Source organism: Waterburya sp., from assembly GCF_058530065.1.
This window is the reverse complement of the sequence record NZ_JBZNBU010000242.1, coordinates 1-14560: the sequence shown is the minus strand read 5'-3', so window position 1 is coordinate 14560 and position 14560 is coordinate 1. Positions and strand designations below refer to the sequence as shown.

Here is a 14560-nt window from a genome sequence, read left to right as displayed (position 1 = left end):
GTACAAAGCGAAAAGCAAGTACAGTAAGCCCAACCGCACCACCCAAGACAAATAAGAGAGTGGGATCTCAGTCTCCCGAAACATCTAAGAATCCTAACACGCGATCGCGATCGATCATTTGAGAAAGACTTAAGCCAAAACCAAATAGCAGTCCAGATAAAAGAGCAATTAATTTCTGTTTCATTTTCTCTAACTAATATCTAATAATTAATGACAACTTTCTTATTCCCTAAAGATCCATCAAAAGCCATTAGAATAGTTGCACTCAGTCCAATCAGCATCCCACCAATTAAAGCTGCAATCCAATTTACTTCTGCCATAATAATTACTCTTAATATTTTTAGTTAGTTATACAACTATACGATAATATATATTATATTATCGTATAGTTGTATAAGTGCGATGGCATTGAAAAGAGTTAAATTCCAAAATAATTGCTTTTTCGTTTAGTAAGAGATAGTGTCAAATTTGAGTGCCAGCTACAATTTTATCTTAGTCTTACTTTGAGAAGAATCACCAGAGATCATCCCAGTAAAGCAAAAAAGAAAGCAATAATCATACCACTTAAAAACAAAGCAAATAGTAAAGCGTTTTCTACTCTTCGATTGAGAAAGCCCACCAAAAGGATGATACCAACCAGCAGGATAACTACTAAAATTTGTACTTCTCTTTCCAATTGCCAGTCAATCAAAGTATCTTTACGATCGTCTTCCAAATTTGGAGGTTGAGACGGCATCGGTTCGAGGATGTCTTTCTCGTAAGCAAAAAGAGAGGGAACAGTAGATTTTTGTTGAGTCACGAACAATAAATCTTGAAGGTGTAATAACCTAATCTTATTACCTTACCAGATCGCTAGGTTCTCTCAGATGAAGCTTGGTAAAGCAAAAAACAATAGTCGGCAACTTGACCCATCCATACTAACTGAAGCAGAGATAACCCATTTATCTCTAGACCAACTGCAACAACGGCTGGATACTTCTGGTAGTGGGTTGAGTGCTAGTACAGTACAACAACGCTTATCCCAATACGGTTACAACGAATTACCAGAAGAAACTCTTAGTCCTTGGATGCAGTTTCTGGCTCACTTTTGGGGTCCAATTCCCTGGATGATTGAAATTGCTGCCATTCTCTCGGCATTGGTGCGAGATTGGGCGGATTTAGGGATTATTCTGGCTTTGTTAATTGTTAACGCTCTGGTGGGTTTTTGGGAAGAATATCAGGCGGGAAATGCGATCGCCGCGCTCAAAGCGCAGTTAGCTCTCAAAGCCAAGGTGAAGCGGGAGAATATCTGGACAACTATTGCCGCTCGCGAATTAGTACCAGGGGATTTAATTAGGTTACGCCTGGGGGATATTGTACCAGCCGATGCCAGACTGCTAGTGGGAGATGCGATCGAAGTAGATCAGTCGGCTTTAACAGGAGAATCGCTGCCCGTGACTAAACAGCCAGAAGAGGTGGTATATTCTGGTTCGATTGTGAAGCGGGGAGAAATCGATGCCCTAGTTTATGCTACTGGTGCGAATACCTACTTTGGTAAAACCGCTCGTTTGGTAGAAAGCACTCATACCGTCAGTCACTTTCAACGGGCAGTATTAAAAATTGGGGATTACTTAATTGCTCTTGCCCTCGTGCTGGTAATTCTGATTTTTGTAGTCGCCATTTTCCGAGAGGATAGCCTGGTAACTACCCTCAAATTTGCCCTGGTTTTAACCGTTGCTTCCATTCCTGTCGCGATGCCCACGGTTTTATCGGTAACTATGGCAGTGGGGGCAGAAAAACTGGCAAAAAAACAAGCAATTGTAAGTCGGCTAGCTGCTATTGAAGAATTAGCGGGTATTGATGTTTTATGTTCTGATAAAACGGGGACTTTAACTTTAAATCAGTTAACCTTGGGCGAACCATTTTGCCTCGACGACCATAATCCAGAGGAAGTGATTTTTCATGCAGCTTTAGCTTCCCGCTACGAAGACGGAGATGCCATCGATCTGGTAGTGTTAGAAGCTTTAAAGGATAAAGAGCGATTAAATACTCATTTAGTTAATCAGTTTTTGCCCTTCGACCCCGTGAGCAAACGCACCGAAGCAACTGTGCAAACAGCAGACGGACATACTTTTAAGATCAGTAAAGGTGCGCCACAGGTAATTTTGGCACTAGCTGCCAATGCAGACGAAATTCAACCCCAGGTAGACCAAACGGTAGCAGAGTTTGCTCGGCGCGGTTTTCGCTCCCTGGGAGTAGCCAAAACCAATGAGTCAGGACAGTGGCAGTTTCTCGGCGTGTTACCCCTCTACGATCCGCCCCGCAGTGATTCCCTGATGACCATTCAGGAGATGCGCTCTTTGGGAGTCAAGGTGAAAATGCTCACGGGAGATCAAATGGCGATCGCCACAGAAATTGCTGGTCAATTGGGCTTGGGAACTAAAATTCTTAATGCCAGCCTGTTTGCCGATACAGAACACCATCAAATCGGACAGTTAGGGGATACCATCGAAAAAGCAGATGGTTTTGCCCAAGTTTTTCCCGAACACAAATACCACATCATTGATGTACTGCAACAACGGGGACATCTGGTAGGGATGACGGGAGATGGAGTTAATGATGCGCCAGCTTTAAAAAAAGCCGATACAGGAATTGCGGTTTCTGGAGCTACTGACGCTGCCCGTGCCGCTGCGGATATTGTGTTACTTGCACCAGGACTCTCAGTAATTGTGGATGCAATTCGCGAAAGTCGTAAAATTTTCCAGAGGATGAATAATTATGCCATTTACCGCATTGCCGAAACCATCCGTGTACTGACGTTTATGACTCTTTCGATCCTCGTGTTTGACTTTTATCCAGTCACAGCAATCATGATTGTGCTGCTGGCATTGCTCAACGATGGGGCAATTCTTTCTATTGCTTACGATCGCACCAATTATTCCCCACGTCCTGAAACTTGGAATATGCCTGTGGTTTTGGGAGTCGCCACCGTCTTGGGATTAATCGGAGTTATTGAATCTTTTGGACTCTTCTATCTGGCGGAAACTGTTTTTCATCTGAGTCGGGAAGTCATTCAAACTCTCATTTATCTCAAACTTTCTGTGGCTGGACATCTCACTGTGTTTGTTGCCCGCACTCGTAAACCTTTCTGGGCTTCTCGTCCAGCACTAATTTTAATGTTTGCAGTAATTTTTACCCAAGTCATCGCTACCATAATTGCGGTTTATGGCTTGTTTATGCCTTCCATCGGCTGGGGTTGGGCGTTGCTGGTTTGGGGTTATTGCTTTATTGGCTTTTTAATTGAAGACCGCGTCAAGTTAGAGGCATATCGGCTCTTTGACCTGGGTAAACCTGTAATGCGAGTCAGAAGAAAGGTTAAGCGTTGGGTAGGTCAACACATCCACAACCATAACCACTAACCATTAGCTCCTGTTAAACAAAAAGCTAAAATAAAAAAATAAAACCATGATAGCTATTTCTAAAACCAAAGCCTGGGCAAATGCGATCGCCAAACCTGCCCGAGAATTTGATACTACGCCTTTAACAATTATTTCTGGTGCGATTCCGCCAGAAATTCAAGGCAACCTATACCGTAATGGCCCTGCAAGACTTACTAGAGGTGAAGATCGAGTAGGTCATTGGTTTGATGGAGATGGTGCAATTTTGGGGGTTAATTTTGCCCATGGTCGAGCAACCGCCGTTTATCGTTATGTTAAAACGGACGGATATCTTGAGGAAGCCAAAGAAGATAGTTTTATCTATCCTAATTACGGTATGACTGCGAAGGGGGCATTTTGGAATAATTGGTTTAAGCCAGTAAAAAATGCAGCTAATACTTCAGTTTTAGCCTTATCAGATCGTTTATTGGCTCTTTGGGAAGGAGGCAAACCCCATGCTTTGGATTTAAACGATCTAACTACTATTGGTCTGGAAGATTTATCAGGTTTAACGGAGAAACAATCTTTCTCGGCACATCCTAAAGTAGACGGAGTAACGGGAGAGATCTTTAACTATGGAGTAACCCCAGGGGCTAGCACTACTTTAAATTTATATCGCTGTGCTGCTTCGGGAAAACTTGAAGGAAAAAATTCCCATTCCTTATCGGGTTTACCTTTAATCCACGATTTTTGTTTGGCAGGTCGATATTTAGTTTTCTTAGTTTCTCCCGTTAGAGTAAATTTAGCACCTATTTTATTGGGGCAAAAAAGCTATAGCGATGCCATGGAATGGAAACCAGAATTAGGTACGGAAATCTTAGTTTTCGATCGCCAGTCTTTAGAATTAGTCAGTCGCAACGATACAGATCCTTGGTTTCAATGGCACTTTGCTAATGGGTGCATCAATGGCGATGGTAATATCGTGACGGAATTTATCCGTTATGAGAATTTTGACACCAATCAATATCTCAAAGAAGTGGCTTCTGGTTACACTCAAACCCAAGCTAAGGGTACATTGTGGCAACTAACCCTAGATCCTCAAACTGCCAAAGTAGTTAATAACCAGCAACTATCCAATACTGCTGCCGAATTTCCTGTAGTCGCACCTGCTAAAGTGGGACAATCTTGGCGTTATACCTATCTCAACGTCCATCGCTATGGAGTAACGGTAGGGGAAGAAATGTTTAATGCGATCGCCTGTTTCGACAGAGAAACTAGCAATCTAGCAATCGCCGATTTGGGTAACAATTACTATCCTTCCGAGCCGATATTCGTTCCCAGTCAAGATAATTCCCAGCGGGGTTGGTTGTTGACCGTCGTATATGATGGCAATGAAGATCGCAGTGAGGTCAGAATCTATCAAAGCGATCGTCTGTTCGATCTTCCTGTCTGTCGTTTGGCGTTACCTTCGGTAATTCCTCACAGTTTTCACGGTACTTGGAAGTAAATATCTAGATTAATTACAATTAAGCCCTTATTGATTAATTCTTGGTCATTCATTTGAGAATGGTAAAAGTTAGTTACGGGTAGTTTCCTAGATTTCCCTAATCTTACGAGTGTTGTCCACTAAACTCTGAGCAAAGCGATCGAATCTCTGGGATAGTTTTTCATCCAATAATTTACCTTCTCCATCAAAAGCTTGCCATGCTTGTCCAATGGCAATTTGTTCGGGAATGACCCAACCATGTACCCAACGAACGATAACTCGTAAGTCATTGAGGGCATTACTGTTAGACTGTCCTCCCAAAACACTAATCAATCCTGCAACTTTACCCGATAAATGCTCGAAACTCATCAAATCTAGGGCATTTTTGAGTACGCCACTAACGCTGCCGTGATATTCAGGAGTAGCTAAAATCAATCCATCTGCTGTTTTGACTGCATTTCTTAGCTTTGACACATCGGGATAGTCGGAATAGTCATCGCCACCATCACAGAAAGGTAAATTCATCTTTTGTAAATCTAGAATTTCTACCTCTGCACCCAAAGTTTCTACTCTCGTAATTGCTTGCTTTAGGGCTTTGACACTATAAGAACCATCTCTCAAACTACCTGTAATTCCTACAATTTTAACCACAATATCTAACTCCTTTTGGAATTTATTCATAGTCGTTATGACTTTGTATAAAGTAACAAAAAAAATTATACTCTGTCAATCTAGATCGAACCGATTCAAAATCAACATCAATATCAAGTAATACCATTTCTCTTTAATGGGACTACAGATAACTTTCGGGCTGGGAGACTAGGAGACTGGGAGATATTATCCCGCTTGACGGGACTGGGGGACTAGAAGAAATAAGCTATCTATTTGTAGCGATAATTTAGAGAATTGGTATAACTCAAAATAAGCTGAAGAATTTAAAACAAGGTTTAGTCGAATTAGGACTAATAAGTTATTTGCCCTGAAAACCCTAAATGAATTTGCCAGAAGCAAACCAAACTTTCTCCAACTACAAAGTAGTTTCATCAATGAAGCGATCGCTCTAGCTAGTTGTCGTCATCCCAACATAGTCAAAGTCTATCCTCAAGGGTTTCAGGAAGGGGAACTATGGTGCATGGTGATGGAATATGTGAAAGGAAAAGATTTGTCTAGACATCTAGATGATAATAACAAATTTGAAGAAACTAAAGCAGTCGAGATTATTACCAAAGTTGGTGAAGCTCTTAGTTACGTTCACCAGCAGGGTTTATTGCTTTGAGCTATAATATACTATAAATTAATTTAGAAGCTTAAAGCCAATCGGTTAAAAGCTAGGAAGTTTCAAAAATGATTGTTTAAAACCACTACAATACCATTCATGGGCGACTACGAAGTTGAAGGGAGACATCGCATTATCTCTTGGCTTAAAAACAATGTTAACGAACGTCGTTTGCAACATATATTGGGTGTCGAGCAAACTTGTATCGATTTAGCTAGCTGTCATGGGTTAAACCAAACTAAAGCAGCAAAGGCAGGTTTGATGCACGACTTGGCAAAATTCTTTTCTCCCAAAAAACTGTTGAAAATAGCCAAAGATGCCGAGATAGTGGTAGATGAAATATGTCTCAATTCTCCCCATCTACTTCATGCAGAGGTAGGCGCAGTGGTGGCACGACAAGAATTTGGTATTAAAGACCCCAAAATATTGGCTGCTATTGGCAATCATACTCTAGGCAATCCTGGTATGGATAAATTAAGCTGCGTGGTGTTTGTAGCCGATGCCATCGAACCAAATCGAGGGAACAATGCAGAATTGAATGCAATCCGAGCTACAGCCCAAGAAAATCTTTACAAATGCGTACAACAAACTAGCGATCTTTCATTAAAATATCTAGTAAGTCAGCAAAAAGTAATTCATCCCCGCACTATCTTGACGAGGAATTGGGCTTTAGCCAAAGCCAAAAAACGCAACCAATAGTTAACCAAAATTATTCACCCACAAAGCCTATCGAAATCAAAAATAAAATCTTAAAACATATTTGAATGAGTAAATTATCATCAGAACAAGCGATAACTTCGTTAAGCTCCGCTAACACAACCCAACAACAATCTCAAAATCCTTCTTACATTGATAGCAAAGCATTAGCCCTAGAGATAGCAACAGCAGCAGAGGACAAAAAAGCTCAAGATATTGTCTTATTAGATGTATCTGATGTTTCTTATCTGGCGGACTACTTTGTAATTGTTACAGGATTTTCGGGAACTCAGTTAAAAGCGATCGCCGAATCGATTGAAGAAAAACTGGAAGAGAAATATAATCGTATTCCTGTAAGAGTTTCGGGCAAGCGAGAAGGAAACTGGGTGGTTCAAGACTATGAAGATGTTATCGTCCATACCTTTCTTCCTGAAGAGAGAGAATACTATAATTTAGAAGCGTTTTGGGGACACGCAGAGCGCATTGAATATTCTTCCGAGCCAAGTTAAATCTCTTTATGAATAAATCCAGTCTAAATTTTTGTCCCGTTCCTACCGAACAACAACCAATTGTCGAATACGAAAAGCTGAAAGAATCTTGGCTCTTTGATTGGGGTATTATTGCCATTGGAAACTATGCCAGAAAGATAGCTTGGGTCTGCTTTTGGAGTGCTGTGTTAGCTATTCCTTTGGCTATGTCAGTATTCGTTCCTCGACACGATACCTTTCATTGCATATTATCTAGCGCGATTGGTATTTGTTTGTTGACAGGAATATTTATCGCGAGAATTTATTTAGGCTGGCAATATATCAAAGATAGGCTAATGAGCGATCGCATTTTTTATGAAGAGTCGGGCTGGTACGACGGTCAAACTTGGCTCAAACCCACTACCATGTTAAATCGCGATCGCCTGGTGGCTAATTATGAAATAGAACCGATTCTCAAAAGATTTCACAAAACCTATGGCTTTTTGGGAGGGGTTATCTTATTCAGTAGTTTAATGTGGCAGATTGTTAGCTAAACTACAAGAGTTGAAATTGCAACTCAGTTTTTCCCAGAAAAGCTAGTTACAAACCCAGCCGAAAGCATAATCATTATTTTCGTCAGTACAACTAATACCGAATGACTAGGGGCAAAAAAATTCAGACACCGACGATAGAAGTCCATCTCCTGCGAGAAGGAATTGTCGAATCATCTCATCAAGTAGAAGCAACAGTATGCGATAGTAGAGGTCGGGTTCTGCTGATGGCGGGCAACGCAGAAAATTCTGCTTTTATTCGTTCTGCCCTGAAACCGTTTCAAGCTTTGGCAATTACTAGCACGGGAACTTTACAAAAATACGATCTGAGCGATCGGGATTTGGCGATCGCCTGTAGTTCCCATCAAGGAACTACGGAACAAGCCCGACAAGCTTTCAACATACTTTGGCGGGCTGATGTCGATCCTACCTACCTTAAATGTCCCATTCCTCCAGGAAAAAGTACTCGCTTGCAATACAACTGTTCGGGTAAGCACGCAGGAGCTTTAGCTGTCTGTCAAAATCGTAATTGGCCTCTCGATACTTATTTACGTCGCTCTAACCCCGTACAAAAGTTGATTTTGAGTAAAATATCAGAATTGTTAGAAATGCCTGGAGAGGAGTTAATTGGGGCAAAAGATGACTGCGGAATGCCTACCTACTCAATGGAACTAAAACAAATGGCTCGCTTGTATGCCCAACTAGCAGCGGGAGACAATCTAGATTTAGAACGTATTGCTAGGGCGATGACTTACTACCCTCGTTTAATTGCAGGAGAAGGGGCTTTCGATACAGAATTGATGCGATTGAGCGAAGGAGAATTAATTAGTAAATCTGGTGCGGAAGGAGTGCAGTGCGTTGGTAGAATCGGTCAGGGGATGGGATTGGCAATTAAAGTCAAAGATGGCGCGAGACGAGCTAAGTATGCCGTAGCGATTCAATTACTCAAGCAAATGGGCTGGATATCTCCTGCTATCTCTGAAATGCTTGCAGATAAATTCGTTCAGTTAACTCCTGTTAAACGTTTGGAAACCATTGGAGAATTATCTATTCTCTAACTTAACTCCTATTGGTGAAAAGTAATGAATTTAATTTTACGCAGGTATTTAATTGCGATCGCCAAAAAAATCAAGCTCGACACCATCATATTGGATAAACCAGCGCAAAAATTACGGAAAAAAATCAAAAATCTATCTCAACAATCCATTAGCCAACAAGATCCTTCTGGCTGGTTTGAACCTTTATATGCACAAGCCCAGGGAAATTCCCAGGGAGTACCTTGGGCAAAAAATCAGGCTCATCCTTATTTACAAGATTGGTTAAATACCTATCCTCCATCCCCTGAAGGCAAATCTGCCCTAGTAATTGGTTGTGGTTTGGGAGACGATGCCGAACTTTTAGCCAACTGTGGTTATCGGGTAACCGCATTTGATATCTCTCCCACGGCAATCGCTTGGTGTAAAACTAGATTTCCTCAGTCTTCAGTTAATTATGTAGTTGGGGATCTATTTGCCTTAGATCCCGCTTGGCAAGAGCAGTTTGATTTTGTCTTTGAATGTCGTAATATTCAAGCTTTACCCTTAAATGTGCGATCGCAGATAATTTCAGCCATTGCACCTTTAGTAGCTAGCAACGGTATTCTTTTGGTGGTTACTCATTACCGTAAAAATAATACTGTTCCTGATGGGCCACCCTGGGCGTTATCCGATGCGGAATTATCTCTATTTACAGAATTAGGATTAACCGAAATACGTCGCGATCGCTCTTTAAAGGGAAGTTCTAGCATTATCGAACAACACCGCATTGAATATCATCGTTGATTTCTACTAGTAAATAAATAAATGTAAAATTATAAAGAAATCAGCAAACAAAGAAGAAGCAATATATGAGCGATCGCAGAGTAACTGTAATTGGTGGTGGTTTGGCAGGAACAGAAGCGGCTTGGCAAATAGCCCAGGCGGGTGTGCCCGTAACCTTATATGAAATGCGTCCCGTCCGTACCTCCCCCGCTCACCATACGGAAGAATTGGCAGAACTAGTTTGTAGCAATTCTTTTGGTGCGAAAAATAGCGATCGCGCTGCGGGTTTACTCCATGAAGAATTACGCCGTTTAAATTCCCAAGTCATTGCCACCGCAGACAAACACTCCGTACCTGCGGGGGGTGCTTTGGCAGTAGATCGGGCAGTATTTAGCAGTGAATTAACTCGAAATTTGGCAAATCATCCCTTAGTAACCTTTAAAAGAGCAGAAATCACCGAAATTCCTCAAGATGAGATTGTAGTCTTAACCACAGGACCTTTAACTAGTCCTCAACTAGCAGAAAACTTACAAAAGTTTACGGGGATGGAATACATGAGCTTTTTTGATGCTGCTAGCCCTATTGTGGTAGGAGAGTCGATCAACCGCCAGATTGCTTTTCTGGCATCCCGTTACGATCGCGGAGAAGCAGCCTATCTCAACTGTTCGATGAATAAAGAACAGTATCTCAGATTTTACGAGGCTTTGTGCGCCGCAGAACAAGCAGAACTCAAAGATTTTGAATTGGAGACGGCAAAATTTTTTGAAGGCTGTCTGCCCATTGAAGAACAAGCCCGCAGGGGAGAAGATACCATGCGTTATGGTCCTCTCAAGCCTGTGGGTTTGTTTGATTCTCGTTTGGGAGATTTTCGCGCCCCTGAAAATAAAGGCAAGCGTCCCTATGCAGTAGTGCAACTGCGTCAAGAAGACAAGGCAGGACAACTATGGAATATGGTAGGTTTCCAAACTAATTTACGTTGGGGAGAACAAAAACGAGTCTTTCGCCTAATTCCTGGTTTAGAAAATGCCGAATTTGTGCGGATGGGAGTCATGCACCGCAATACCTTTATTAATTCCCCCCAACTTCTAACAGCTAGTTTGCAATTTAAACACAATCCGAGGGTACTCGCCGCAGGACAATTAGTTGGTACGGAAGGCTATACCGCAGCCGCAGCAGGGGGATGGTTGGCAGGAACTAATGCTGCTCGTCTGGCGTTAGGTCGAGAACCTTTAACTATGCCCGAAACTACAATGATGGGAGCGTTATTTGAATTTATTAGCTCTGCTTCTCCCAAACACTTCCAGCCCATGCCTCCTAATTTTGGGATTATTCCTCAATTGCCTGCCAAAGTAAAAAGTAAAAAAGAAAGATACGGTCAATATCGCGATCGCTCTTTAGCAGACTTGGCAACCTGGAAGGAATTTTTAGCAACCGAAGCAATAGTAGTTAATTAAATTTATGAAAGAACAAATCGTCACTTGGTTAAATCGCATTCTCATCGCCGATGTCTTTTTAGTTTTTTTGGGATTTATCTGGTTTGCAGTCGCCGTTATCGGTCGCTATCTCAATATTCCCCTGGGCTTCGACCTTTGGTACAAACTTTGGCAACCAGTGTTTAATCCAGCGATTGGCATTTTATTTTTAGGTGCTTTTGTCACTTGGGCGATCGATAAAATTAGCAGCAAATTCGGTTCTGATTGACGCTGAGTCTAAATAAGCGATCTCTTGCAATATTTTTTCACTCGATTTATGACTTTGTACCATTTAAAAAGAGATTGCCAAAATAGGACGATGAGCTAATATTGCAAATATAATTATTTTTTTTTCTATTATTTTTTTTCTGTTTTATCAAACAAACTAGGGAAAACATGGGAATTAATATAGGCGAAAATTATATTTAACGGAAAATGCAGTATGCTTATTTGTCCTCAGTGTGAATTTGAAAATCCAGAAGAGCATAAATATTGTCAAAACTGTGGCATATCATTAACCCATAAAGTTTGCTGTGAATGCCAAGCTGAGATTCCCATTGAAGCAAAAAACTGTAGTTTTTGTAATGCCATAAATCACACCAAATTGTGGGCGGTTATTGTTCGAGAGAATTCTGTAGCTAAACCCGAAGGGCAAAAAGAAGAGCGAATCGCTCAACAATGTAAAGAACTGAAAGAAAAACTCAAAATTGAAAATATTGCCGATTTTTTTAGCGAGAATCTTCATCAAAAAGTACCCAGTCTGGATTTTGAAAGCAATGGCGAATATAATGCCAGTCGCTACACTATTGAAGCTAGTCCCGAATCAATTACCAACGTTGCCGACTTTACCGAAAAACTTGATAACATAATTTTTCAGGGACAAGCGATCGATCGATATCCCCGCCAAAAATCCCATTTAGCAACTTTGCAAAAACAGCAAATGGATCTATTTACAGAACTAGGTCAAGATTTGAATAGTTCTTATTTATCCGTTACTCAATATTGGAATTTATTTGGAGTTCCAACCCATGCTTTACCCTATCTAATCTTAGAAAAATATACTCCGATCGTTCCCAAAATCTATGACGCTTGGCAGCAGCGCGATCGCGCCGTGGTATTATTGCCAGATAGATCCCATTGGAAACTGCTAACGGAACTTTGGTCGCAACAACCACTGCCATTGTTACAAATAATTTGGTTTCTGGATGAAATGGCAAAATTATGGGAACCATTATGTCAAATCCGTTGCGCTCAAAGTTTATTGGTCAAGGATAATTTGCGCATAGATGAAGACCAAGCTTTTTGTCTTCAGCAACTTTATCTGGATTTAGAAGGAAAATCTCCCAATCTGAAAGATTTAGCTACCATGTGGCAATTATGTTTTAGCGAATCCAATTTAGATCGTTTAGACAATATCCATCGATTGCTAGATCGCGTAATCTCCGAGGAAATTATTGAAATAGAACAATTACGATTAGAACTGCATAATCTCGGTCTTGGTGAGGACGAACTTGAGTCCTTCCACATTCATTCAAATTATCCTAGTGCAAATATGACGACCTCCGAATCTAACAATATTCAACCCAACAGCGATTTAGAAACTCCAGAGCAACTAGGCTTCTTCAACGAAGACGAAGAAGACATGATGTATGGTAGTGAATTTGAAGAGCAGGCTACAGCAATGATTCCCATGCAGTTGCGTTCTGTCACCGATGCCAGTTATACGGATATTGGTTCTCAACGAGATCATAATGAAGATTTTTTCGGAGTTAGAACTGCGATCGAGAAATCTGAAAACAACTCCGAAATCTCCATGACTGTTAAAGGCTTATATCTAGTTTGCGACGGTATGGGGGGACACGCTGCGGGAGAAGTTGCCAGTGCTATGGCAGTAGAACAGTTACAGAAATTTTTTAAAATTGAGTGGCAAGATAGTCTGCCAGATCGCGAAACTATTGAAGAAGGCATATTACTAACTAACGACATCTTATATCAAACCAATATTGATAATTCCCGTTCTGGTAGCGGTAGAATGGGCACGACTTTGGTAATGGCTTTACTTAAAGATACCCAGTTAGCGATCGCTCATGTGGGAGATAGTCGCGTTTATCGCATTACTCGCAAACTAGGATTAGAACAACTAACCTTAGACCATGAAGTCGGACAAAGAGAAATCAATCGCGGTGTCGAGCCAGATATTGCCTACGGAAGACCCGATGCCTATCAGCTGACCCAAGCATTAGGCCCGCGAGAAAACAATTACGTTCGACCCGATATTCAATTTATGGAAGTTACAGAAGATTGCTTGCTTTTGCTTTGTTCCGATGGTCTTTGCGACAACAACTTACTGGAAAAAAATTGGCAACAATATCTCGAACCTTTAATTAGTGCTCAGAGCAATTTACAACAAGGTTTGTTTGAATTAGTAAATTTTGCCAATGAATATAACGGTCACGATAACATTACTGCCATACTAGTTAGAGTCAAGTTAAAGCCTGATTTTTAAAGACCATAATTAGCTTGAACTTACTTTATCGATAATTGTCAAATATGGTCATTTTTACCCTCTTAGAACCCCAGACAAATCATCCCCTCCAACAGTGGGAATTTTCCGACCAGCCATTAATTCGCATCGGTCGCGCCCAAAATAACGACATTGTGCTGCACGGCTATTTTCAAGTTTCTCGACAGCATTTAGAATTAAATCTCATTGATGCCTCAGCGGAACAGTGGAAATTAATTAGCAGAGGTACTAATGGTACGTTAGTAAATAATGAATTTGTTACCGAGACGATAGTCAACCATAACGATTTGATTCGACTGGCAGAAAATGGCCCTGTCTTCAAATTTGAAATCGAATCTAAACTGGTAAAAAATCAGAGGGAAATCGATAAAACTAATATCTTAGAAGTCTCTGTTCCTTGCGACCACGCAGACAACCCCGAAGGCAGTATCTTTTGTCGTCATTGTGGTAAGCCCATCGTCGAAGAAGAACATTTTGTTGGTTCTTATCAAATCTTACGTACTCTTGGTCGGGGTGGTATGGGGACTACCTATTTAGCTTGGGATCGCAATCGAACGGTTAAAAATGCACCTATGCTTTTAGTTCTCAAAGAAATGAATGCAGACATGGCTCGCATCCCCAAAGCCAGGGAATTATTTGAACGGGAAGCTCGGATTTTAAAATCTTTGGAACACCCTGGAATCCCTAAATACTATGACTTTTTTGTGGAAAACGATCGCAAATATCTAGTCATGGAATTAATTCACGGTCATAACTTAGAACAGTTTGTCAATCAGCGAGGACCGACCGATCCAGAACGCACTATTCGCTGGATGATCCAAATTTGCGACGTAGTGGAATATCTACATAACCTCGATCCTCCTTTAGTTCACCGAGATATCAAACCAGCCAATCTAATGTTACGCAACATCGACAGCCGTTTGATGCTGTTAG

At 41.1% G+C, this 14560-nt stretch carries 14 protein-coding genes and 1 pseudogene; 12 read left to right on the top strand and 3 right to left on the bottom strand.

The window, feature by feature from the left end; genetic code table 11:
* Together AC33VI_RS14495 and AC33VI_RS14490 are read right to left on the bottom strand one after the other, a co-directional pair.
* Positions 1-184: pseudogene (locus tag AC33VI_RS14495) on the bottom strand (DUF6691 family protein); the annotation flags it as partial.
* 339 nt (positions 185-523) lie between these two features.
* Positions 524-799 (bottom strand): hypothetical protein, encoded by a 276-nt coding sequence (locus tag AC33VI_RS14490; RefSeq protein WP_491782973.1) that lies wholly within the window; start codon positions 797-799, stop codon positions 524-526.
* 67 nt (positions 800-866) lie between these two features.
* Between AC33VI_RS14490 and AC33VI_RS14485 the strand changes: the two genes are divergently transcribed.
* Positions 867-3398 carry a plasma-membrane proton-efflux P-type ATPase gene (locus AC33VI_RS14485; RefSeq protein WP_491782972.1) on the top strand — a complete coding sequence of 844 codons (2532 nt, stop codon included), beginning with the start codon at positions 867-869 and terminating at the stop codon, positions 3396-3398.
* Between the two features lie 46 nt (positions 3399-3444).
* Entirely contained in the window at positions 3445-4863 is a 1419-nt protein-coding gene (locus AC33VI_RS14480; RefSeq protein WP_491782971.1) for a carotenoid oxygenase family protein, read from the top strand.
* Positions 4864-4950: 87 nt separating this feature from the next.
* Here AC33VI_RS14480 and AC33VI_RS14475 read toward each other — a convergent pair whose 3' ends face one another.
* Positions 4951-5493: an NADPH-dependent FMN reductase gene (locus AC33VI_RS14475; protein WP_491782975.1), complete on the bottom strand. Its 543-nt coding sequence runs from the start codon at positions 5491-5493 to the stop codon at positions 4951-4953.
* A gap of 304 nt (positions 5494-5797) precedes the next feature.
* Here AC33VI_RS14475 and AC33VI_RS14470 point away from each other — a divergent pair, with 304 nt between their 5' ends.
* The 10 genes from AC33VI_RS14470 to AC33VI_RS14425 form a co-directional block, all read left to right on the top strand.
* Positions 5798-6118 carry a protein kinase domain-containing protein gene (locus AC33VI_RS14470; RefSeq protein ID WP_491782974.1) on the top strand — a complete coding sequence of 107 codons (321 nt, stop codon included), beginning with the start codon at positions 5798-5800 and terminating at the stop codon, positions 6116-6118.
* A 99-nt stretch (positions 6119-6217) separates the two neighbouring features.
* Positions 6218-6817 carry a bis(5'-nucleosyl)-tetraphosphatase (symmetrical) YqeK gene (gene yqeK / locus AC33VI_RS14465; RefSeq protein ID WP_491782970.1) on the top strand — a complete coding sequence of 200 codons (600 nt, stop codon included), beginning with the start codon at positions 6218-6220 and terminating at the stop codon, positions 6815-6817.
* Positions 6818-6882: 65 nt separating this feature from the next.
* Complete coding sequence (gene rsfS, locus AC33VI_RS14460; RefSeq protein ID WP_491782969.1) at positions 6883-7323, top strand: ribosome silencing factor; 441 nt, start codon at positions 6883-6885, stop codon at positions 7321-7323.
* Between the two features lie 8 nt (positions 7324-7331).
* The gene (locus AC33VI_RS14455; protein WP_491782968.1) at positions 7332-7835 is read left to right on the top strand and encodes a CGLD27 family protein; all 504 of its coding nucleotides are present in this window, start codon (positions 7332-7334) and stop codon (positions 7833-7835) included.
* Between the two features lie 101 nt (positions 7836-7936).
* Complete coding sequence (locus AC33VI_RS14450) at positions 7937-8890, top strand: asparaginase (protein WP_491782967.1); 954 nt, start codon at positions 7937-7939, stop codon at positions 8888-8890.
* 24 nt (positions 8891-8914) lie between these two features.
* Positions 8915-9652, top strand: coding sequence for a class I SAM-dependent methyltransferase (locus tag AC33VI_RS14445; protein ID WP_491782966.1), 738 nt, complete (start codon positions 8915-8917; stop codon positions 9650-9652).
* A 65-nt stretch (positions 9653-9717) separates the two neighbouring features.
* Positions 9718-11085 carry an FADH(2)-oxidizing methylenetetrahydrofolate--tRNA-(uracil(54)-C(5))-methyltransferase TrmFO gene (gene trmFO / locus AC33VI_RS14440; protein WP_491782965.1) on the top strand — a complete coding sequence of 456 codons (1368 nt, stop codon included), beginning with the start codon at positions 9718-9720 and terminating at the stop codon, positions 11083-11085.
* A gap of 4 nt (positions 11086-11089) precedes the next feature.
* Positions 11090-11332: a DUF8620 family protein gene (locus tag AC33VI_RS14435; protein ID WP_491782964.1), complete on the top strand. Its 243-nt coding sequence runs from the start codon at positions 11090-11092 to the stop codon at positions 11330-11332.
* 213 nt (positions 11333-11545) lie between these two features.
* Entirely contained in the window at positions 11546-13609 is a 2064-nt protein-coding gene (locus tag AC33VI_RS14430; protein WP_491782963.1) for a serine/threonine phosphatase, read from the top strand.
* 44 nt (positions 13610-13653) lie between these two features.
* On the top strand, positions 13654-14560 hold a 907-nt coding region (locus AC33VI_RS14425; protein WP_491782962.1), incomplete at its 3' end, for a protein kinase domain-containing protein.